Annotated in this window: 18 protein-coding genes; 11 read left to right on the forward strand and 7 right to left on the reverse strand. The window is 68.0% G+C overall.

Translation table 11 applies throughout. From position 1 onward, the window contains the following. The 7 genes from DFR29_RS17850 to DFR29_RS17875 all read left to right on the forward strand — a co-directional run. The coding region (locus DFR29_RS17850; RefSeq protein ID WP_133819981.1) for an outer membrane protein assembly factor BamB family protein at positions 1-2,061 on the forward strand (2,061 nt) is incomplete at its 5' end. 238 nt (positions 2,062-2,299) lie between these two features. Then, entirely contained in the window at positions 2,300-4,735 is a 2,436-nt protein-coding gene (locus tag DFR29_RS17855) for an outer membrane protein assembly factor BamB family protein (protein WP_133819982.1), read from the forward strand. Between the two features lie 90 nt (positions 4,736-4,825). Beyond that, the gene (locus DFR29_RS17860; RefSeq protein ID WP_133819983.1) at positions 4,826-5,821 is read left to right on the forward strand and encodes a PQQ-binding-like beta-propeller repeat protein; all 996 of its coding nucleotides are present in this window, start codon (positions 4,826-4,828) and stop codon (positions 5,819-5,821) included. Positions 5,822-5,895: 74 nt separating this feature from the next. Next, the gene (locus DFR29_RS30335; RefSeq protein WP_279571523.1) at positions 5,896-6,030 is read left to right on the forward strand and encodes a hypothetical protein; all 135 of its coding nucleotides are present in this window, start codon (positions 5,896-5,898) and stop codon (positions 6,028-6,030) included. A gap of 80 nt (positions 6,031-6,110) precedes the next feature. After that, positions 6,111-8,531, forward strand: coding sequence for a hypothetical protein (locus DFR29_RS17865; RefSeq protein ID WP_133819984.1), 2,421 nt, complete (start codon positions 6,111-6,113; stop codon positions 8,529-8,531). Between the two features lie 204 nt (positions 8,532-8,735). After that, positions 8,736-9,035: a hypothetical protein gene (locus DFR29_RS17870; RefSeq protein ID WP_133819985.1), complete on the forward strand. Its 300-nt coding sequence runs from the start codon at positions 8,736-8,738 to the stop codon at positions 9,033-9,035. A gap of 273 nt (positions 9,036-9,308) precedes the next feature. Further along, on the forward strand, positions 9,309-12,317 hold the full coding sequence (locus DFR29_RS17875) for a WD40 repeat domain-containing serine/threonine protein kinase (protein WP_166654181.1): 3,009 nt from the start codon (positions 9,309-9,311) through the stop codon (positions 12,315-12,317). Positions 12,318-12,475: 158 nt separating this feature from the next. Here DFR29_RS17875 and icd read toward each other — a convergent pair whose 3' ends face one another. Beyond that, positions 12,476-13,774 (reverse strand): NADP-dependent isocitrate dehydrogenase, encoded by a 1,299-nt coding sequence (icd, locus tag DFR29_RS17880; protein ID WP_208113638.1) that lies wholly within the window; start codon positions 13,772-13,774, stop codon positions 12,476-12,478. A gap of 220 nt (positions 13,775-13,994) precedes the next feature. On the opposite strand from icd, the gene DFR29_RS17885 reads away from it, so the two are divergent. Beyond that, positions 13,995-14,513 carry a hypothetical protein gene (locus DFR29_RS17885; protein WP_133819987.1) on the forward strand — a complete coding sequence of 173 codons (519 nt, stop codon included), beginning with the start codon at positions 13,995-13,997 and terminating at the stop codon, positions 14,511-14,513. Between the two features lie 56 nt (positions 14,514-14,569). Here DFR29_RS17885 and DFR29_RS17890 read toward each other — a convergent pair whose 3' ends face one another. After that, positions 14,570-14,923 (reverse strand): YkgJ family cysteine cluster protein, encoded by a 354-nt coding sequence (locus DFR29_RS17890; protein ID WP_133819988.1) that lies wholly within the window; start codon positions 14,921-14,923, stop codon positions 14,570-14,572. Between the two features lie 104 nt (positions 14,924-15,027). Between DFR29_RS17890 and DFR29_RS17895 the strand changes: the two genes are divergently transcribed. Further along, the gene (locus DFR29_RS17895) at positions 15,028-15,465 is read left to right on the forward strand and encodes an LIC_13387 family protein (RefSeq protein ID WP_133819989.1); all 438 of its coding nucleotides are present in this window, start codon (positions 15,028-15,030) and stop codon (positions 15,463-15,465) included. A 187-nt stretch (positions 15,466-15,652) separates the two neighbouring features. On the opposite strand, the gene DFR29_RS17900 is transcribed toward DFR29_RS17895, so the two are convergent. The 5 genes from DFR29_RS17900 to DFR29_RS17920 all read right to left on the reverse strand — a co-directional run bounded on the left by DFR29_RS17900 (position 15,653) and on the right by DFR29_RS17920 (position 19,975). After that, positions 15,653-16,642: a DMT family transporter gene (locus DFR29_RS17900; protein WP_133819990.1), complete on the reverse strand. Its 990-nt coding sequence runs from the start codon at positions 16,640-16,642 to the stop codon at positions 15,653-15,655. A gap of 61 nt (positions 16,643-16,703) precedes the next feature. Next, positions 16,704-17,609 carry a GGDEF domain-containing protein gene (locus DFR29_RS17905; RefSeq protein ID WP_133819991.1) on the reverse strand — a complete coding sequence of 302 codons (906 nt, stop codon included), beginning with the start codon at positions 17,607-17,609 and terminating at the stop codon, positions 16,704-16,706. Between the two features lie 56 nt (positions 17,610-17,665). After that, positions 17,666-18,691, reverse strand: coding sequence for a COX15/CtaA family protein (locus tag DFR29_RS17910; RefSeq protein WP_133819992.1), 1,026 nt, complete (start codon positions 18,689-18,691; stop codon positions 17,666-17,668). Positions 18,692-18,695: 4 nt separating this feature from the next. Then, on the reverse strand, positions 18,696-19,244 hold the full coding sequence (locus DFR29_RS17915; protein WP_133819993.1) for a hypothetical protein: 549 nt from the start codon (positions 19,242-19,244) through the stop codon (positions 18,696-18,698). Then, entirely contained in the window at positions 19,244-19,975 is a 732-nt protein-coding gene (locus DFR29_RS17920) for an SURF1 family protein (protein ID WP_133819994.1), read from the reverse strand. Before DFR29_RS17920 ends, DFR29_RS17915 begins: the two co-directional genes overlap by 1 nt. A gap of 57 nt (positions 19,976-20,032) precedes the next feature. Here DFR29_RS17920 and DFR29_RS17925 point away from each other — a divergent pair, with 57 nt between their 5' ends. Both DFR29_RS17925 and DFR29_RS17930 read left to right on the forward strand, forming a co-directional pair. Beyond that, positions 20,033-20,242 carry a twin transmembrane helix small protein gene (locus DFR29_RS17925; protein WP_133819995.1) on the forward strand — a complete coding sequence of 70 codons (210 nt, stop codon included), beginning with the start codon at positions 20,033-20,035 and terminating at the stop codon, positions 20,240-20,242. Between the two features lie 84 nt (positions 20,243-20,326). Continuing rightward, positions 20,327-20,857: a winged helix-turn-helix domain-containing protein gene (locus tag DFR29_RS17930; RefSeq protein WP_133819996.1), complete on the forward strand. Its 531-nt coding sequence runs from the start codon at positions 20,327-20,329 to the stop codon at positions 20,855-20,857. The last annotated feature ends 278 nt before the right edge of the window (positions 20,858-21,135 follow it).

The raw sequence follows: 21,135 nt of genomic DNA on the forward strand, positions 1-21,135 counted from the left end.
AAGCACTGCAATCTGCTGCGCTACAGCAGCCAGGGCGTGCGCGAACTGAGCCTGGCCGTGCCGCCGGCCAATGGCGGTGCCGGCGACTGCCTGGAGCTGGCCGTCGCTGCCGACGGTTCGCTGATCGTGCTGCGCGAACGAGCATTGCTGCGCCTGGCCAGCGACGGCAGCCTGCTCTGGCAGAACGCCACGGTAAACGCCCGCTCCACCGACGGCCCGTCGCTGCTGATCGATGCGCAGCAGCGCATCGTGATTGCGAACAACAGCGCATCCGACGACGCGAGCGTCGCACGCTATGACATGGACGGCGTGTTTCTCGACGATGCCTATGTGCCCAACACGGGCCGCAATACAGCACTGAGCCTCGACCTGCTTCCCAACGACGATGTCATCGTCAGCGGCAAGATGGACCTGCCCGGCGATTTCAGCCAGACCGGCTTCGTCTCGCGCTGGAGTTCCACCGGCACGCTGCAGCTGCTCAATGTCGCCTATACCGATACGCCGTATCTGCGCTCGGTCCACGATGCGGCCGGCAACCTCTTCGTGCTGACCGGACAGAACACCGTGCGCGCGATCGATCCGCTCAGCGGCCAGTTGCGCTGGGAACAGGCTGCCAGCGCCATGGCGGCGCGGCCCGACGGCGTGCTGCTGACGGACGGCAACAGCACGGTAACCGCCGTCGATGCCGCCGGTATCGCGGCATGGACACATATGCTGTCGGCGCAGGACATCCGCTTCGCCAGCGGCAGCAGCGACCCGAACCTCACGCCACGCCTGCTGCTGCAAAGCGGGGACAGCACGCCTGTCTGCGGCCGCGGTCCCGAGGTGCTGAGCTTCACGACGACTGGCGCCGTGGCGCAGCGGCAGAAGGTCTGCGCCACGGCGATCAACGACGACGTAATGCAGATGCAGGCGGCTGCCGGCGGCGGTATCGGCTTGCTCACGCGCTACCGTGTACGCGCGCTGGACGACAGTGGAACAGCTCAATGGGAATTTGATAACTGTAATTTTTCCTGCACTGGCCAGGAACCTGCCCGCCCGCTGGCCAGCCGAGTGCTCGCCGACGGCGGCAGCTGGCTGCTGAACGAACAGCGGGGAGCACCGCGCTCGCGTACCCTGCTGCGGCTGGCCGCCAACGGCAGCACACTGCAGTCCTTCAATGTACCGCTGCCCTCCAACGGACTGTTCGCCGCTGCGCTGGTGGCCGATGCCGATGAGGCTGTGGTGCTGCAGGCCAATGGCAAAGACCTGCGCTGGGTACGTTTTACCCGCTCCGGCGGTCTGCGCGAAATCCGCGACTACGCTCTCCCGGGTACCGCCGCCGGCAGCCAGCGGCAATGGTTTGCCACAACGCCGCGGCGGCTGCCCGGCGGCGATATCGTACTGGCCTACGCCCGCGGCGGCCCCTGCCCGTGGAATCTCTGCCCGCTCCCCGACAGCATGCTGCTGCGGCTGACCGCCGACGGCAGCCTGCGCTGGCAGTACGAACTCGCGCAAGTCTCGCCGTTCGCCGGCTTCAACGATGACGGCAGCGCCATCGCGCTCGACCTTTACGCCACAGCAGCACAGACGCGCATCGTCGTCATCGATGCACAGGGGGTGGCGACGACGCAATTGCCGGGCTTCCTCATCGAACAGGCGACAGGGCCCAGCCGCGGCAATTACCTGCTGCGTGCCAACGGCGTTCACTACCGCATGAATGCCAGCGGCGTGCTGACCGCGACCGATATTGCGTACCCGCCGGCCGGAAATTCGGCCGTGTATCTGGCCGTGAGCGAAGCAGGCTTCCTGCTCGATGCGAGCAGCCAGGGCATCGACGCCGTACTGATCGATCCGCTCAGCCTGGCCGCCTATGCCAGCTTCGACATCGACGGCGCGACCACTGCGTCCGTTCGCAGTTCTGCATATAAATGGACAATGGCAGACGATGGCAGCATCTATGCAGCGGCTTTTCTGCCTGCTGATGGCGCGGCGGAGTCGCCCTTGCGCAGCAGCCTGGTGCGCTTTGCGGTGCCGGGCTGGAGCGCAGACGACCCTATCTACGCCGACAGCTTCGAATAGGCACGGTGCGGCAACCCGCGGTGGCGCTGACCCGCTGCCGCCGCTGCAGGCCCGGCTGAAACCCGGCCTGCCGCCCTTGCCTGCACCGCGATGCGGGCCGGCGATGTGCTGGCCGCCGCGGAGAAGGGAAAGCGCCGGCGGGCCCGATCTTTAGGGGAATTTCCCACGCCACGCGTCTACTCCAGTGCTTGCCGCGGCGCCGTCGCCGGCGCCGCATCGACCGCCCAGGGGCAGAACCGTGCAACCGAACCTCCCGCCGTTTTTCCGTCTTGCCGCACTCGCCCTGTTGGGCAGCCTGAGCGCGGGCGCAGGCGCGCAAACCCTGCCGCAGTGGACGCGCGAGCTGAAAGCCTACGTGCCCACCGATGAATACCTGTATGGCTGGCGCAGCTGGGCCGCGACCGGCGACGGCGGCAGCGTTTTCGCCAGCAGGAATATGCTGGGACCGATACTGCGCCGCTTCGAGGCCGACGGCGGCCTGCGCTTCGAGCAGATCATCCAGCCCGACCGCCTGCCGCTGCAGCCGTATTCGCTGAATGTCGCGATTGTCGCCGTCGATCCGGCCAGCGCTGCGATGTATGCGCTGCTCGGCGGCCCTGCCGATTCCGGCACGGCCGCGATCAGGCACTGCAATCTGCTGCGCTACAGCAGCCAGGGCGTGCGCGAACTGAGCCTGGCCGTGCCGCCGGCCAATGGCGGTGCCGGCGACTGCCTGGAGCTGGCCGTCGCTGCCGACGGTTCGCTGATCGTGCTGCGCGAACGAGCATTGCTGCGCCTGGCCAGCGACGGCAGCCTGCTCTGGCAAAACGCCACGGTAAACGCCCGCTCCACCGACGGCCCGTCGCTGCTGATCGATGCGCAGCAGCGCATCGTGATTGCGAACAATACTGCACCCGGCGCGAGCGTCGCACGCTACAGCCTGGACGGCGCCTTGCTCGACGCCGCCGCTGTGCCCGATACAGGTAGCAATACGGTGCTGGGCCTCGACCTGCTGCCCAACGACGATGTCATCGTCAGCGGCAAGATGGACCTGCCCGGCGATTTCAGCCAGACCGGCTTCGTCTCGCGCTGGAGTTCCGCCGGTGCGCTGCAGCTGCTCAATGCCGCTTATACCGATACGCCGTACCTGCGCTCGGTCCACGATGCCGCCGGCAACCTTTTCGTGCTGACCGGGCAGAACACCGTGCGCGCGATCGACCCGCTCAGCGGCCAACTGCGCTGGGAACAGCCCGCCAGCGCCATGGCGGCGCGGCCCGACGGCGTGCTGCTGCTGGCCGACGGCAACAGCACGGTAACCGCGGTCGATGCTGCCGGTATCGCGGGGTGGACGCATACGCTGTCGGCGCAGGACATCCGCTTCGCCAGTGGCAGCAGCGACCCGAACCTCGCGCCACGCCTGCTGCTGCAAAGCGGGGACAGCACGCCGGCCTGCGGCCGCGGCCCCGAGGTGTTGAGCTTCACGGCAAGCGGCGCGGTAGCGCAACGGCAGAAAGTCTGCAGCATCGAAAGCGGCGATGAGGTCTATCAGCTCGATGCGGTTGCCGGCGGCGGTGTCGGCGTACTGTCGCAGTCGCGCATGCGCGCGCTGGACCCAGCCGGAATACAACAATGGGAATTTGACAATTGTTATATTTCCTGCGGCGATCCGGGCGATGTACGCACACTGGTCAGCCGCATGCTCGCCGACGGCGGCGCCTGGCTGCTCAACGAACAGGTGCGCGCGCCGTATGCACGCACACTGCTGCGGCTGAGCGCCGACGGCAGCGTCGTGCAGGCGTTCAATGTTCCGCCGCCGCTCAACCGCTCGCGCGCCGCCGCGCTGGTGGCCGATGCCGACGAAGCGGTGGTGTTGCAGTCCGCCAACAAAGACCTGCGCTGGGTGCGTTTTACCCGCACCGGCGGCCTGCGGGAAATCCGCGACTACGATCTGCCAGGCCTCAGCGCCGGCAATCTGATCACGTCGTTCGCCACGCCACCGCGCCGCCTGGCCGGCGGCGACATCGTGCTGGCCTATTCGCACCGCCTGCAATGTGCCTTCATGCTGTGCTATCGGCCCAACAGCATGCTGCTGCGGCTGGCCGCCGACGGCAGCCTGCGCTGGCAGTACGAACTGCCGCAAAGCACGCCGTTCGCCGGCTTCAACGACGACGGCAGCGCCATTGCGATCAACCTGGGCGCCGAAGCAGCGCAGACGCGCATCGTCGCCATCGATGCACAAGGCATGGCAGCGCCGGCGCAACTGCCGGGTTTCCGTATCAGCCAGGCCATTGGACCGAGTCACGGCAACTATCTGCTGTATGCCGATGGCGTGCACTACCGCATGGATGCAGTTGGCGTGCTGGCGGCGACGGATATTCCGTATGCGTCGACTGCCTACCTGGCTGTGGGCGAAGCCGGCTTTCTCCTCGACGCACAAGCCCTGGGTGCCGATGCGGTACTGCTCGATCCGCTCAGCCTGGCCACCTATGCTGCTTTCGATATCGACGGCGTGGCGAATCCGCCCAGCCTGAACTATGCCTACCAGTGGACAATGGCCGACGACGGCAGCATCTACGCGGCCTCGTATCTCGAACACGACAGCGCGCCGGGCTGGTCCGCACGCAGCCGTGTATCGCGTTTCGCCGCGCCGGGCTGGATCGCCGCAGACCGCATCCATGCCGATGGTTTCGAGTAAGTGCCCGCTGTCGCCGATGCAGCGGGCACGCTGGCGTGCCTTTGCACCCGCCACGCGGGCACAGCTGTCGATACGCCTCAGCGGGGCACCATGGAATTCGCTTCGATCCGTTTCAACATGCTGGTTGCCGCTGCGTTGATGCTGCTGGGCGGCATGGCGCAGGCGCAGATCCTGCCGCAGTGGTCGCGTACGCTCGCCGCACAGCACACCCTCGACGACGGCGTCGTCGACCGGCGCGGCTGGTCCGTCGGCACCGACGGTGGTATGGCCCTGGCGACCGCGGCTGGCAGCACTGCCTGGCCCGACAACAGCGTGGTGCTGCGCCGCTACGATCCTTCCGCGCTGCGCTACGAACGGACTATCCGGCTCGATTCGCTGCCGCGCCGCCTCGGCCACGTGCGCTCGCTGCTGCTGGCCATGGACAGCGGCACGATGGACCTGCCCGGCGATTTCGACCACACAGGCTTCGTTGGCGCGATCGATCCGGCCGGCAATCAGCGCGTACTCCACGCCGCGTATACCGACACCCCCTTCCTGCGCACCACACACGATGCCGCCGGCACTGTCTATGTGCAGACCGATGCGGGCAGCGTGCGGGCGATCGATCCGGCCAACGGTGCGCTGCGCTGGGAGCAGCCCGGCCGGGAAATTGCCGCCGCCGCAGCCGGCGTGGTGCTGGTCGACCCGGCGCCCGCGGGCGCGGGGCCGACAACACTGACCGCCGTGTCTGCTGATGGCACCGTGCAGTGGACGCAGTCGCTGGACATCGACCGCCAGGCCGCGGTCCACGGCGGCGACCGCCGCGACGGCCGCAGCCGCCTGCTGCTGCAGCCGGGGCGTAGCGCGGAATGCAGCAAGACGCCGGTCACCGTCACGCTGGATGCCAGCGGTAGCCTCGTCCGCAGAGAACAGTCCTGCCGCCTCGGCACAGGCTCGCAGGCGCTGTACAGCTTGAGCGCCCACCCGGCCGGCGTGCTGGCCCTGTCAGCCACCACGGTGACTGCCCTGGACAGCAACGGCGAACAACGCTGGGATTTCAGCCTTTGCCTTACTGCGTTGCACAGGACGACTTCGATCGGCCCGTAGCTTCGCAGCTGCTGCCGGACGGCCGTGCCTGGCTGCTGCACAGCAGGCATTCCGAAGATGTGGAGAGTTTGACATTGCGGCAAATCAACGCGAGCGGCGCTGTCGCCGCCGCCATTGGCATTCCGGTGCCGGCCGGTGCCAGCGTCCGGATGCTGTCGGCGACTGCCGACGACGCGGTCGTCGTGCTCGGCAGCGATGGTTTCGAATAGGCGACTGCACCCGCTCGCCATGTCCCGGTTGCTGAATGATTGGCTACAGCTATTTTTGTGTATTTTCAGGGGATTCACCGATGCATCATCCGATTCGAGTGCCATGCCGCCTGCTCGCCGCAGCGGCCTTGGGCCTGCTGGCCACTGCAGCCGTCGCGCAGACCTTGCCGCAATGGTCGCGCCCCCTCGCCGAGAATGAACTCAGTCGCGGCACCGACCTGTCGCGGCGCAACTGGGCGGTTACCGCCGACGGCGGCAGCGTGGTGATCAACGACGGGCTGCGGCGTTTCGAGGCCGATGGCAGGCTGCGCTATCTGAACACCTTGTCCAGCGCCCAGGGCCTGCCACCCATCAGGGGCGCCTACGGCATGGTTGCGCCAGACAACGCCACCGACGCCGTGTATGTCGCGCTGGGTGCCGGCGCAGATCTGCCTGCCGCCGGCTGCACGCTGCTGCGCATCGATCTGCAGGGCCGTATCGAATGGAACTACACGACGCCCGGTGGCGGCGCCTGCCTCGAACTGGCCGTCGCTGCGGACGGTTCGCTGATCGTGCGGCAGCAGCTGGCGCTGGCACGCATCGCCCGCAACGGCACGTCGTTGTGGTCGCGCAAGAATGCGCTGAGTGCAGCGCCTGCCTGGGCTTCCGCCCTGCTGCTGGACGCGCAGCAGAATATCGTGCTGGGGCACTATGCCGATGGCTTGTCGCGGGTGAGCCGCTATTCCCTCGGCGGCAGCCCGATCGCCGACACGGCCATGCCCGATCCCTCGCTACCGACGCTGCTGACGGGCCTGGACCTGCTGCCCAACGGCGACATTGCAATCACCGCGACCACCGACCCGGCCGGCAATGCCAGCCAGACCGGCGCGCTGTACCTGCTCTCGCCCAGTCATAGCCTGCGACTCCTGCATGTGTCGCCCGTGGATTCGCCGTATATGCGCTCGGTGCACGATGACGCCGGCAGCATCTACGTGCAGGCCGGCTGGATACAGCCCACCAGCGCCGAGACCGTGCGCGCGATCGACCCCGTCAGCGGCCAGCAGCGCTGGGAGCGCGATGCCAAGGAGCTGGCCGCGCGCAGCGATGGCGTGCTGGTCGTCGCCCGCAGCGGCTCGGGCAGCGGTCCGCTCACAGTGAGCGCACTGTCGTCCGCCGCCAGCAGCCTGTGGACGACGACGCTGCCGGTCGACCCGAACAGCCCGGCGATGGGCGGAGCGTTGCTTGGCGGGCGCAGTCATCTGCGCGTCTCGCCGCTGTTCGACAGCGAGGACTGCGGCACCGGCCCGGTGCTATTCGTGCTCGACGACACCGGTACCGTCCAGGCGCAGCACAAATCCTGTACGCGGGAAATGCAGCGCGACCTCACCGCACTCAGCGCGCAAAGCGGCTTTGGCGTACTGGCCAATTCCGGCCGCCAGCTGCGCCGCTTCGACAGCAACGGCGCGCTGCGCTGGGAGTTCTTCCATTGCCGGTACTGCAACACTGACTCGCCGTCCATCTGGAACACGGCGCTGCTGCCCGACGGCGGGGCTTGGCTGATCGACAGCACGGCGCAGCAGTCGGCAACCACCTACCGCCTGCTGCGCCTGCACAGCGACGGCAGCGAACTGGCGCGGTTCGACCTGCCTTATCCGGCAAATGGCACACAACTATTTGTACACAATGACCGGGTGCGCCTGATCGACGGCAACGCGAGCGCGCTACGCTGGCAGGAAGCGACCGCCGCTCAAGGCGTCGTGAAGACGCGGGATTTCGCCCTGTCCGCGGGCTTTGCCAGCGGTGGTGGCCGCCAGGCCCTGCAGGCGCTGGACAACGGCGACATCGTACTGACCGTGGTGCGCCGGCCCAGCTGCAGCGGCTGGGTGTGCACGCCGGAACAGGCCACCGTGCTGCGCATCGACAGCGACGGCAACGAGGCCTGGCGCTTCGAGACCACGGCCAGCCGGATTACCGCCTATGCCTACGGCGACGGACGCACCTTGCTGTTCGACAACCAGAGCGCGCAGCAGCCCAGCCTGCGTCTGGTCGACGCCCAGGGCAATGCCGCTGCCTGGCAGGTGCTTAGTTTCCCGCTGCAGGGCCTGATCGGCCCCAGCCAGGGCCGCTTTCTTGCCACTGGCGTCGGCGGCGGACACTACCTGATCGACGGCGAGGGCAATGTCAGCAGCGTCGCCACACCGTTTGCCGGCGCTGGCCTGCTCGCCGCCGGCCACTACGGCTTTCTGGTCAGCGCCCGCGCGCAAGGAGCCGATGCGGCGCTGCTCGATCCTGTGCAACTGGCGACGCTGGCGATCTTCGACGTCGACGGCATTGCCAACAGCAGCGTCGATTACTACGCGGAAAAGTGGCGCATGAGCGATGACGGCAGCATCCATGCCCAGACCGGTAGCGCCGTGGCGGAAAACACCGCCACGGTCGGCGTGCGCACGCGCCTGTCACAGTTTGCGGTTCCGGGCACGCCGGCCGCACAGGACCGGCTGTTCATCGACCGCTTCGACTGACCCCCGCAGCACCAGGGCCTGCGCCCCCTGTCATTGGAAAGGGGGGCGCGAAAAAGTCCCGTTGTTTAATGCAATGCCAACGCAGCCTCGCGCGGGCCGAGGGACGGTTTGTGCCCGGGCCAAACGGGGTTTTCGTCATGCAGCGTCGGGGTTTTGGCATTTTCATGGCCACCGCCGGCGCCGTGCTGGCATTGCTGCTGGGCAGTGGCGCGATGGCGCAGGGCGGCCGGCCCGGCCGGCTTCCTGCCCGGTGCCGTGCAATCCGGCGCCGATGCGGTGCTGCTGCAGGCGCAGACCCTGGCCGCCCAGGCCAGTTTCGACGTCGACGGCCTGGCGTATACCAGCGACGGCAACAACCGCGCCTATGACTGGGCCTTGCTCGCCGACGGCGGCCTCTATGCGGCGGCGTCCAGCGCCGTCGACGACAGCACTTATCCGGCCCAGCGTTCGCGCCTGGCTCGTTTTGCCGTGCCGGGCTACCCCGCGGCAGACCGCATCTTCTAGAATAATTTTTAACTAATATTGTTTTTCGAACGATGCCGAACGGCCCCGGCACAGCGACGCTTGGCGCGGCCGCCGTCGCTGTCCAGTGGCCTGCAACCAGGAAATCGAAAGCCGCTCGCGCGGCAAGTCCGACACTATCCGTCTTCCGGTTCATCCGTTGCAGGCCACTGGCCGTCACCCGCCAGTGGCACACTAGCCCGGATGGAAATCCGCCTCTGCCCCCGCTGTACCCGCGGCCATATACCGCCGGCGACGCGCTGTCGCGATTGCGACGTGGCCTTGGAAGTGCACGACGAAAACCAGCTGATCGGCAGCCAGCTGGGCAACTACACGCTGGAGCGGGTACTCGGCAGCGGCGGCATGGGCGTGGTATTCGCCGCGCGTCACGACAATCTGCAGCGCGACGCCGCCATCAAGGTGCTGCAGCCCGAGCTGGATGCGCGCCCCGGCAGCAGCGGCAGCGAGTTCGCCCAGCGTTTCCTGCGCGAGGCGCGCCTGCTCGCCACGCTGGAACATCCGAACATTGTCGGCATCTACGATTTCGCCGTGTCGCCCTGGGGCTTTCCCTATCTGGTGATGCCGCGGCTGCGCGGCGAAACCCTGCGCAGCCTGCTGGGACGCCATCCGCAGGGCTTGCCGCTGGGCTGGGTCGCGGCGATTGCCGGCGACCTCGCCGCCGGCCTGGCGCATGCACACCGCCACGGCGTGGTGCATCGCGATCTGAAACCCGAGAACGTCTTCCTGGCGCTGGAAGCCGGCAGCCTGCGCGCCAAGCTGCTGGACTTCGGCATCGCCCATGCCGGCCCCGACGACGATCTGCTGCGCACCGGCACCGGCGCGGTCATGGGTACGCCGCTGTACCAAGCGCCGGAGCAGCTGCGCGGCGAAGGCGTCAGCGCCGCGACCGATCAATACAGTTACGCCCTGCTGCTGGCCGAGCTGCTGCGCGGCGTGCCGGTGCGCCAGGGCCGCAGCCTGACCGACATTCTGCTGCGCGACAGTCTGGCACCGCTGCCCGCCGATGCCTTGCCCGAAGGCATCGCGCCGCCGCTACGCGCTGCACTGGCCCGCGCGACCGAACCGCAGCCGGCCCAGCGTTTCGCCAGCATCGGCGAGTTGCTCGCGGCCCTGCCGCTGCCAGCGGCCGAACGCGAGCCGTTCGCCCAGCTCATCGACGACGGCAGTTCGACGCTGCCGCTGACCGTGGTGGTATCGCCGCCGGCGGATCGGCAAGGTCTGTCCGCGTCGCTGCCGACAACGCCGCCACCGCAGCGAACCGCGCTGCCCGCGGCCGCGGTCGAACCGCGCGGCACCAAGCAGCCGGCGCGGCGCGGCAAAAACTGGATCGCGCTGCTTGCGCTGTGTGTGCTCGCCGGGGCGGCTGCGCTATGGCGATACCACGCCTCCACGGCCAACGTTGCGACGTCAACCAGCGCCTGGCTGCGCGAAAGCGACAGCCTGCCCTTGCCACCCGGCCTGCTGGCGCCGCTGGCGGAAACGCAGTCCGGCCTGCTGCTGCGCAGTGCCGGCGGCTGGAGCCTGTTCGATCCGGCCAGCGCGACTGCCGGCGCCAGCGCCGCGCTGGGCGTGTCCGAACGCCTGCTCGGTGCCGACGACGAAGACCGCCTCTGGCTGGCCCACGACGGCGCCATCGAAACACTGGCCACCGACGACAACCGCCGCACCACGCGCATCAGCGGCGCCGAGCTGCTGCTCGACGACGCGCAGACGCGCTGGAGCCTGGCCGCGTCGGGCCGCTGGCTGGCCCGGCTGGATGCGGACGGGCGTCTGCGCGTACTCGCTGTCGGCGCGGAAAAAATCGACGAATGGGTAAGCAGCAGCGGCAGCGCAGGCGACAGCAGCGGTTTCGCCGTCGGCGATCGCTACGCCGTGCTGGTGCGGCAGAGCGGCCCGGTGGAAGTCTTCGACCTGGAACAGCGCCGCCTGGCCTGGCAGGCCGATTTCGGCGCATTCCGCGTACGCGCCATCGCGCTGGACGAGACGCTGGACCGCCTCGCCGTGGCCGGCGACGGCGAGCGCCTTGGCATATGGCAGCTGCACGACGGCAAGTCCGTCGCCGCACCGCGGCCCGGCCGCGAGCTGCGCGCCCTGCTCTGGCTGCGCGACGGCGCGCGCCTGCTCGCGGCCGACAGCGCAAACCTCAGCCTGTGGCAATGGCGCGACGGCCAGGCCCAGCAGGTACTTCAGCTGGCCGGCGGCGCCGACTGGCTGTATCGCGGCAAGCGCCAGATCTACGCCGGCAGCGAGCGCCGCCTGCGCCGCTTCGATTTCGGCCCGGCAGCGGCACGCCGCGTCGGCGCCGGCCTGGGCGACACCTGGGCCATCGCCGCCGATGCGCAAGGCGTGTATGCGGGCGGTTCGAACAACGGCGACCTGGTCAAGCTGGAACCGCTTGCTGCCGCACCACTGCGCCGCAAAGTACACAATGAGGGAATTACCGACCTGCAGTTGTACCAGGGCCGCCTGATCAGCAGCTCCGACGACAACACCGTCGCGGTCTGGCGCCTGCCGTCGCTGGAGCTGGAATGGCGCACCAAGGGACACGACTTCCTGGTCAACCAGCTCGCCACCGGCGCCTCGCTGTGGTCGGCCTCGTCCGACGGCAGCCTGCGCCGCTGGCGCTGGCCCGAACTGGAACTGGCGGAAATCCTCGACCTGCGCCCACGCATCGCCGCCGACCTGGAACTGCACGCGCTGCGCGTATTCGGCCAGGACGAGGAAATTCTCGCCGGCAGCTGGAACCACCGCCTGATCCGGCTCAAGCGCGATGGCGGGCACTGGCAGTTGCACACCGCCCCGTTCGAGGCGCGCACGGGCTATCGGCTGGTCGAACTGACCGCGCTGCGGGCGGTACTCGCGGTCGGCCTCAATCCTGGCCGTCTCGCCATCATCGACCGCGACAGCGACCGTATCGTCCAGCTGCCGCGCGATACACGCGCCTGGCATGCCGCCGCCGCCGATGCTGACGGTCGCAGCATCTGGCTGGGCGGCGACGCCGCCATCGCGCGGCTGCAGCTGGAACGCGGTGCCGACGGCGGTTTCAGCGCAACGATGACGCTGCGCGAATCCAGCGATTACGGCCAGATCGGTGCGCTGACGCTGACTCCGGCCACGGCTGGCGCAGCAGCGCAGCTGGCGTTCGGCAACGAGCGCGGGGAGTTGCTGTTCGTCGATACCGCCGACGTGGACAAGGCACCGGCCTCGATCGGCCGCAGCGCGCCGGCAGGCGCGTTCGAAAATCTGGAAAAACCGACAAAGTAGACCGACATCGGACAAACCCGCCGGCACAGCGGCAGGCGGTGGCACGATGCTTTCATCGGCGTACCCGCACGGAAAAGCCCCCACACAATCCGCACAATGCAAGACGGCGACCGGAGTGCCCGGTCGCCGTCGTTTCTGCCGCGTATTGCGCGTACCGCTTACAGCGCCTTGATCAGCTCATCGGCAAACTCGGAGCACTTGACCTCTTTGGCGCCGTCCATCAGGCGGGCAAAGTCGTAGGTCACGGTCTTGTTGCCGATGGCCTTGTCCATCGCCGCGATGATCGCGTCGGCGGCTTCGGTCCAGCCCATGTAGCGCAGCATCATTTCGCCCGACAGGATGACCGAACCCGGGTTGACCTTGTCCAGGCCGGCGTACTTGGGTGCGGTGCCGTGGGTGGCTTCGAACACGGCATGGCCGGTGCCGTAGTTGATATTGCCGCCCGGCGCGATGCCGATGCCGCCGACCTGCGCGGCCAGTGCGTCGCTGAGGTAGTCGCCGTTGAGGTTGAGCGTGGCGATCACGTCGAATTCGTCCGGACGCGTCAGCACCTGCTGCAAGGTGATGTCGGCGATGGCGTCCTTGATCAGCACCTTGCCCTTGGCCAGCTCGGCCTTCTGTTCGGCATTGGCTTCCGCCTCGCCCTTGGCGGCCTTGGTGCGTTCCCACTGTTCCCAGGTATACACCTGGTCGCCGAAATCGCGCTCGGCCAGGGCATAGCCCCAGTTACGGAACGCGCCTTCGGTGAACTTCATGATGTTGCCCTTGTGCACCAGGGTCACCGACTTGCGCTTGTTGGCGATGGCGTATTCGATCGCCGCGCGGATCAGGCGCTCGGAACCGTCCTTGGACACCGGTTTGATGCCGATGCCGGAGGTTTCCGGGAAGCGGATCTTGCCGAATTCCTTGGGGAAGTTTTCCTTCAGCAGGGCGAGGAACTTGGCGTTCGCGTCGCTGCCCTGTTCGAATTCGATACCGGCGTAGATGTCTTCGCAATTTTCGCGAAAGATCACCATGTCCACTTTTTCCGGCGTCTTCACCGGCGAGGGCACGCCCTTGAACCAGCGCACCGGGCGCAGGCAGACGTAGAGGTCGAGCATCTGGCGCAGGGCAACGTTGAGGGAACGGATGCCGCCGCCGATCGGCGTGGTCAGCGGACCCTTGATCGAGACGAGGTAGTCGCGGCAGGCCTGGACGGTGGATTCCGGCAGCCAGCTGCCGAACTGGTTGTTGGACTTTTCGCCGGCGTAGATTTCCAGCCAGTGGATCTGGCGTTCGCCGCCGTAGGCTTTCTTCACCGCGGCGTCGAATACGCGCACCGAGGCGCGCCAGATGTCGGCGCCGGTGCCGTCGCCTTCGATGAACGGGATGATGGGATTGTTGGGAACGGTGAGTACGCCGTTGTCGATCGTGATCTTTGCGCCGCCGGCGGGGGCGGTGATGGTGGGCTCGGCCATGGGAATCTCCGGTGGGGAAGGAAGGCAGGCGGCTGCCGGGAAGGTGCAAGCCGGCTATTGTCGCGGTTGCACCCAATGGCGTCCACGTGCGCAGTGGCCTGTGCCGGTTCTGGCGCGTTGGCGCGGGCTCGCCGCCGGCGCGGACGGATGCGCAATTTCGTGCACATCCGGCACCGTGCGCCTGACTAGACTCGGCCTTGGCTCCCCACGAGGCAAGGCGATGAAGGCAATAGTGCTGGGCGCAATCCTGCTGGCCGGCGCGGTGTCGGCAGCGGAACCGACGGCCGCGCCCGCAGCGAAAAAAGCGGCTTGTAGCGCGGCCGAATTCCGCCAGTTCGATTTCTGGATCGGCGACTGGACAGTGACTGCGCCCGACGGCAAGCCGGCCGGGCGCAACCGCATCAGCGCCATCCTCGACGGCTGCGCCATCAGCGAGGAATGGACCGGCGCCGGCGGCAGCAACGGCCGCAGCCATAGCGCCTGGGACGCCAGCAACCGGCGCTGGAACCAGTACTGGGTCGACGACGATGCCATGGTGCTTTACCTCAGCGGCGGCCTGCAGGGCAGCAGCCTGGTGCTGAGCGGCGAACAGGTCGACCCGGCCAGCGGCAAGCGCTCGCCCCAGCGCGTGAGCTGGACGCCGAATGCCGACGGCAGCGTGCGCCAGCTGTGGCAGGGTTCCAGCGACGGCGGCAAGACCTGGGCGACGGTGTTCGAGGGGGTCTACCGCAAGAAGTGACGCGACCGCGCCGGCCGCTTCGCTGCGGCCACGCAGGCCGCGGTGCGGCTCGCCGCTTACTGCGCTTTCTGCCAGCTTGCCGGTGTCAGCGGCGCCAGGCCGTAGGCGGCACGGGCGCGGTCGCATTGCGGGCTGGGTTGGCCGTGCTCCCAGGCGGCGGCAAGGTCGCGGCAAGGCGAAGGCCGGCGTGCGTATTCGCGGCAGCTGACCTCGCTGCCGACGCGGCCGGCCAGGTTGATGCAATGCGGCTGCCGGCAATCGGTGCCGCGCATGCTGACGCGGTGGGCGTCCAGCGGCTCGGTCAGTTCCAGCGGCATGCCCTGGGCACTGAAGGCCGTGGTCTCGGACCAGTGAAAAGCAACGCGGAAACGGGCGCAGCAGGCGCCGCAACGCTGACAGGGATGGGGCATGACGGGAACCGGCGAGGAAGCCGCATGGTAACCGCCGCCGCACATTGCCGCCTGACGGCAGCGGTTGCTACCTTGCGCAGCACCTACCGACACCGTGCCAGCGCATGTCCGAACGCCATCTCCGCCGCGGCACCCAATTTGCCGCCGGCGTGTTTCTTGTCGCAGCCGGCATGCACGGCATGGCGCACTACCAGTTCTATGTCAGCGACTATCTGATGGACCCGCGCCGCCGGGCGCTGATCGAGGCCATGCAAAGCTATGTGATCGTGCCGCGCTTCGGCACGACCATGTGGACTTTGCACTGCATGTTCAGCCTGAGCTTCGCCGTGCTGCTGGTACTGGCAGGCACGGCCTACTGGTGGATGGGCAAGGACTTGCCGGCAGCGAAACTGCGTCCGCTGGCGACCGCGAGCGCCGTACTGTGCCTGGGCGCCAGCGTGCTGATGGCCCTGGCTTATCCGGTGCTGCAGACGGTACTGATCTTGCTGCTGGCCGGCCTGGGTTTCAGCTGGGCCGCCTGGGGCGGACGCGGCGAAACCTAGGACGCCGCTGCGCGCGGCGAACGGCGTCATCGATGTGCCGCATGGCCGGATGGCTTGACGGTGCAATTCGCTGCGCTCATCGCACCCTACGAAATCGCCAGATGCTCCGCGCCTGCGTAGGGCGCGATGAGCAACGCGAATTGCGCCGCTTCCTGCCTGACCACACGAAAACGGGTGTCACGGAAATCTAAGCCCCGCGATCGGTACGCAGCGCCTGGGTCTGGCGTCGGTCGCCGGCGGCCTTGGCCGCGACGACGAGACTGAGCCCGGCAATGCCGGCGATGACCAGCCCGGCGCCGACGGCCGCCCAGCCGCTGGGCCAGGATTCGCCCAGCAAGGCCACGCCCAGGGCAGTGGCGAAAAGAACTTCCGCCGCCTGCATCGCCTCGACCGCGCCCAATGCGCTGGGATCGTCGCGCACCAGGCCGGTGGCGTGGAAAAACAGGATGGTCGCGATGGTGCCGGTGAACAGCGCCACGCCGGCGGCGAGCAGGATCTGGCTGGCCGCCGGCGCGCCCGACTGCCAGCCGGCATACAGCGCCACCAGCAGCCAGAACGGCTGGCTGGCCAGGGTCATGCCGAATACGCGCTGGGTCGCATTGAGGTCTTCACCGCTGCGTTCCAGGTGCAGCAGGATCTGCCGGTTGCCCAGCGGGTACAGCACCGCGGCAACACAGACGCTGGCCAGCGCCGCCCAGGCCTGGCCGTCCAGGCGGCCGTCGAAATGGCCCAGCTGCAGCAGCAGCACGCCGGCCACGATCAGCAGCCCCAGCCCCAGCGCGCGCTTGGGCAGGCGGGCGCGGGCATCGCGATAGATCAGCGGCGCGAGCAGCATGCCGGCGACGATGGTGATCTGGAAACTGCCAGCGATCAGCCAGGACGGCCCGCTGTCCGCGGCCCAGGTCAGGCAGACACAGAACACGGTGAAGCCGATGCCGCTCCACAGCAGCCAGGGCAGCGGATGCGCCCTGAGCGCGCGCCATACGGGCCCGAAGCCGCCATGCAAGGGCACCACGCAGGCCAGCAGGGGCAGGGTCAGGAAATAGCGCAGGCTGGCGGTCCAGGCCCAGTGTCCGCCGGCGCTGGCCATGGCGCGGTTGAGCACATAGGTCGAGGTGAAGAACAGCGCCGAGAGCAGGGCGATGGAGACAGCATAGAGGGCGGGAGAGCGGCGCATGCGGGCGACAGCCTAGTGCATGTGCAGCGGCAACGGTCTGCGGCTTTCGTCTAGACGCTGCTCATGCCACCGCGTCGACGACGCGGCAGACGCGGTTGCGCCCTTCCTTCTTTGCCCGGTAAAGCTGCTCGTCGGCCACGCGCATCAGGTCTGCCAGCGAGCTCATGCCGCGCTGCCACTGCGCTACGCCGATGCTGACGGTGACTGCCGCAGGCGCGCCGCCAAGGTCGAACGGGCTGGCCGCGATGGCCTTGCGCAGGCGCTCGGCCGCCGCGGTGGCCTCGGCCAGGCTCTGTTCTGCATAGACCAGGGCGAACTCCTCGCCGCCGATGCGCGCGATCAGCTGGTCGGCACGGGCATTGTGGCGCAGCAGCTGGGCGATACCGCGAATCACGCCGTCGCCAGCCGGATGGCCGTGGCGATCGTTGATCGGCTTGAAGTGATCGATGTCGACCAGGGCCAGGCTCAGGGCGCGCGCATGCCGCGTCGCGCGCAGGATCTCTTTTTCCATCAGTTCCTGGAACTGGCGGCGGTTGTACAGCCCGGTCAGCGGATCGGACGTGGCCAGCTGGTACAGCTCTTCGTGGTAGCGCGCCTCGATCGAGCCCTGCTCCATGAACTTCAGCACGCTGTCGCCGACGCCGATATGGTCGCCGTCGCGCAGTTCCGCTTCGTCGACGAGCTGCTCGTTGAGAAAAGTCTTGTTGGTGGAATCCAGGTCGCGCACCCGGTAGCCCGTGGCATCGCGCCAGATGCGGCAGTGCTGGCGCGAAATGCTGCGGTGGTTGATCTGCAGCTCCGCATCGGGCGAGCGTCCGATCACGATGGCCTGTTCGCCCAGCTCCAGGCGCTGGCCCAGGCCTTCGCCATGAATCACCACCACGCAGGCCGATACCGCACGCGTCGAGCGGTTTGCCGGCGGACGTATGCTGCGGCGCTGGGTGGTATTGCTGCTGCGGGCGACCATAGGGCGCAGTGTAGCGGCGGCAGCGCTGCTTACCAGTTACCGCGCCATCGTCTGCGTCAGCAGGTCGCGACCGGCGCGGTCGTCGCCGGCCGCAGCCTGACCAGCATGCCCAGCAGCACCAGCAGCAACACCGCGGCACCGGCGTTGTGCGCCGTCGCCACCGGCAGCGGCAGGCCGAACACCACGTTGCTGATGCCCAGCGCGATCTGCACGCTCAGCGCCGCCAGCAGGGCCAGCGCCCAGCCGACCAGCCGGCGGCGCCAGGCCGCCACGATCACGCCTAGCAGATGGCCGAACACCACGACCGCGCCGATGCGGTGGGTCAGCTGGATCGCCGCGCGCGCATCCGCATCGAGTACGCCGCCTTCGTAGCTCACGCCGATGCCGCGCCAGAGCACAAACGCTTCGCGGAAATCGGTGGCCGGCCACCACTGTCCGGCGCAGGTCGGGAAATCCATGCCGCAGGACAGCGCCGCGTAGTTCGCGCTGGTCCAGCCCCCCAGGGCGATCTGCAGCGCTACCAGCACCAACCCCGCTACCACCATGCGGCGAAGCGCCCGCGTATCGGCACGCCCCAGGCCGTCGAAGCTCAGGCGCAAAGCCACATAAGCCAAAAGGCAAAACGTGGACAAACCGCCCATCAGGTGCGCCATCACCACGATGGGCTTGAGCTTCCAGGTGACGGTCCACATGCCCAGCAGGGCCTGGAACACGATCAGTACCGAGGCACCAATGAGTACCGGCGCAATGCCGGGCAGCTCGCGCCGGCGCAGCCAGGCCAGTACGGTCAGGCCGAACGTGGTCAGAATCAGGCCACCGGCGAGGAAGCGGTGCACCTGCTCGCGCCAGGCCTTGTGCGATTCCACCGCGCGCTCCGGAAACGCGGCATTGGCCGCGTCGATCTCGTGGCCGTGCACGGGCCAGGTCAGCTTGCCGTAGCAGGTCGGCCAATCCGGACAGGAAAGCCCGGCGTTGGACAGGCGGACGAAGGCGCCGAACACGACGACCAGCAGGCAAAAGGCGACGGCGAACCAGGCCAGGTTGCGCTGCAAGCGCCGCGTGATGAAGGAATTCGAGTTCATGGCGTCAGCGAATCAGACGGGACAGGTCCTGGCGTACGCCCGCAGGGTCGTAGCCGGGTTCGTAGCGCAGCATAAGCAAGCCGGCCGGATCGATCACCACGGCGGCCACCGTATCGGCGCCGGCCGGGGTGAGCGCCAGCAGCGGCGCGGCGGAACTCTGCACGAATTCCAGGCGGGGGAATTTTTGCCGCAGTTCCGGCGTGGCCTCGACGCCGACCACGGCCAGGCGCAGGCGCGTGGCTTTCTGCGTCATCAGCGACCAGATCTTTTCCGCATCAGCCAGACGCCGCTGGCAGGCAGCTGCGCAGCCCGGCCCGGCGAGCAGCACCAGCGTCCAGCGGTATTGCGTGTCCTTCCAGCCGAAGGCCGCATCGACGGCAGCCCTGGGCGTATCGGTGGAAATGTCCTGCGGCGGCTGCACCAGGGTGCCGTTGTTGCGCAACCTGTTCGGCTGCCAGCCGGACAGGCGCAGGCCGAAGGCGACCACCATGGGCGCCAGGAACACCAGCATGATGGCGATCAGCTGCAGGCGTTTCCTTCTTTGTGCATCCATCAAATAATTCCTTTATCACTTTTGCGCCAATGCAGCACAATAAAAATGACCAGCGCCGCCACAGCGAAGGAAAACCATTGCAGCGCATAGCCGCGGTGTTTTTCCGGCGGCATCACCGCCGGCGTCCATTCGCGCGCATAGCCGCTGGCCGGGTCCGCATCCAGCCGTAGCAGGCGCGGCGCGACCGCGCTGCCGAGATCGGCCGTTATCGCCGGCAGATCGAGGAACAGGGTCAGCTTGGGCCAGCCATTCTGCCGCGGCAAGGCATCGCCGCCGATGCGCAGACCGCCGCCCGGCGGCGGCGCGTAGATGCCGTGTAATTCCACCTCGCCCGCCGGCAGCGCCGGCCAGACCGGTGCCGGCTGACCCGGCATCGCCGCAATCCAGCCCTGGTCGACCAGCATCAGTTTGCTGTCGCCACGCGGCGCGAACAGCGCAATCGCATGCCGGCCGACCTGGCCCTGGCGCACCTGCTGGTCCAGCCAGTAGCCGCGCCCGGCGCGGTATTCGCCCTGCACCGCGATGTGCGGATATTCTTCGCTATCCAGCTGCGCCGGCAGCGCGGCATATTGCCGCAAGCCGCCGCTTTGCGCGGCGGCATACGAGGCCAGCAGACGCTCCTTCTCCTGCCCGCGCAGCCATTGCCAGCGCGACAATCCAAGGAAAGCAGCAAGGCCGGCCAGCAACAGAAACCAGGCGAACAGCGTGGGCCGATGCCAGCGCCGGTTCATGCCGGGGCACGCCTATACTTCGGCGCTGCGCACCCCGTATCTGCGAGCGAATTTCCCATGGCCGGCAAACTCATCATCGTCGGGTTCCTCATCGTCATTCTCTACAACCTCGGCGCCGGCCTGTACTACATGATGGTCGACAAGGGTACGACCAATCGCACGGTGAAGGCGCTGACGCGACGAATTGCCCTGTCGGTAGGGCTGATTCTGCTGGTGATGTTTTCCATCTGGATGGGCTGGGTCACGCCGCACGACCTGGGCCGCTGAAGCGGGCGCGGCGCCGCTGCACCGCGATTGACGTACCGTTGCCGGCCCGCCGCACGCGCAGCGCTGCCACGTCATGGTCAGCCGATGAGCCGACCGATCTTCCGCTTCGGCGATTTCCTGCTCGATCCTTCCGCGCGCGGACCGCGCCTAAGCGGCGACCGCGTGGCCTTGCTGCCGAAATCGCTGGAATGCCTGATCTACCTTGTCGGGCAGCGCGTGCGCGCCGTCGGGCGCGACGAGCTGATCTCCGCGGTCTGGGGCTGGGTCGACGTCAGCGATGCCTCGCTCGCCCAGACCCTGCTGCGCGCGCCGCGTGGTCGGCGACAGCGGCAACGAACAGTCCAGCATCCGTACCGTGCCGCGCTTCGGCTACCAGTGGGCCGCCCCTACCCAATTGCTGGAAACCGTCGCCACGCCCGGCGCGGCCAGCCCGCTAACCACTGGCGAAACCGTGGCAGCGCCGTTGCCGCGCCGGTCCTGGCCATGGCCGGCGGGGCTGGCGTTTGCCGCAGCGCTGGTAATGGACCTGGCCACCCTGGCTGGGTTGGCGCCCAGGCCAGCCCGAAACGCCACCGCTATAGCCGGACCTGCTGGTGGTACCGCCGGCTGCCCTGACCAGCGATGGCGGCGGCCAGGCCTGGATACATCTTGGCGTGATGGACTACATCGCTGCCCGCCTGCGCAGCAACGGACTGACCGTGCTGCCCAGCGAGCGCGTCGCCGGCCTGGTCGCCGAGCGCGGCGACGAATCCCTGGCCGCGCTGCACCAGCGCCAGCGGTACCGGCCGCCTGCGGCAGCCCGAGGCGCGGCTGCGCAGCGACAGCAGCTGGCAAGCTGGAGCTGCGCCTGGTCGGCGAACAGGCGAAGCAGGCCTTCACGGCCGCGGCAACAG

Source organism: Tahibacter aquaticus (assembly GCF_004363655.1).
Classification (GTDB): Bacteria; Pseudomonadota; Gammaproteobacteria; order Xanthomonadales; family Rhodanobacteraceae; genus Tahibacter; species Tahibacter aquaticus.

Excerpts from the sequence above, each read along its gene's own strand:
- DFR29_RS17885 (WP_133819987.1), top strand. The coding sequence starts at position 13,995 with ATGAAGGCAATAGTGCTGGGCGCAATCCTGCTGGCCGGCGCGGTGTCG.
- DFR29_RS17865 (WP_133819984.1), top strand. The coding sequence starts at position 6,111 with ATGCATCATCCGATTCGAGTGCCATGCCGCCTGCTCGCCGCAGCGGCC.
- icd (WP_208113638.1), bottom strand. The coding sequence starts at position 13,774 with ATGGCCGAGCCCACCATCACCGCCCCCGCCGGCGGCGCAAAGATCACG.
- DFR29_RS17895 (WP_133819989.1), top strand. The coding sequence starts at position 15,028 with ATGTCCGAACGCCATCTCCGCCGCGGCACCCAATTTGCCGCCGGCGTG.
- DFR29_RS17910 (WP_133819992.1), bottom strand. The coding sequence starts at position 18,691 with ATGAACTCGAATTCCTTCATCACGCGGCGCTTGCAGCGCAACCTGGCC.
- DFR29_RS17930 (WP_133819996.1), top strand. The coding sequence starts at position 20,327 with ATGAGCCGACCGATCTTCCGCTTCGGCGATTTCCTGCTCGATCCTTCC.
- DFR29_RS17925 (WP_133819995.1), top strand. The coding sequence starts at position 20,033 with ATGGCCGGCAAACTCATCATCGTCGGGTTCCTCATCGTCATTCTCTAC.
- DFR29_RS17905 (WP_133819991.1), bottom strand. The coding sequence starts at position 17,609 with ATGGTCGCCCGCAGCAGCAATACCACCCAGCGCCGCAGCATACGTCCG.
- DFR29_RS17860 (WP_133819983.1), top strand. The coding sequence starts at position 4,826 with ATGGAATTCGCTTCGATCCGTTTCAACATGCTGGTTGCCGCTGCGTTG.
- DFR29_RS17915 (WP_133819993.1), bottom strand. The coding sequence starts at position 19,244 with ATGGATGCACAAAGAAGGAAACGCCTGCAGCTGATCGCCATCATGCTG.
- DFR29_RS17920 (WP_133819994.1), bottom strand. The coding sequence starts at position 19,975 with ATGAACCGGCGCTGGCATCGGCCCACGCTGTTCGCCTGGTTTCTGTTG.
- DFR29_RS17900 (WP_133819990.1), bottom strand. The coding sequence starts at position 16,642 with ATGCGCCGCTCTCCCGCCCTCTATGCTGTCTCCATCGCCCTGCTCTCG.
- DFR29_RS17890 (WP_133819988.1), bottom strand. The coding sequence starts at position 14,923 with ATGCCCCATCCCTGTCAGCGTTGCGGCGCCTGCTGCGCCCGTTTCCGC.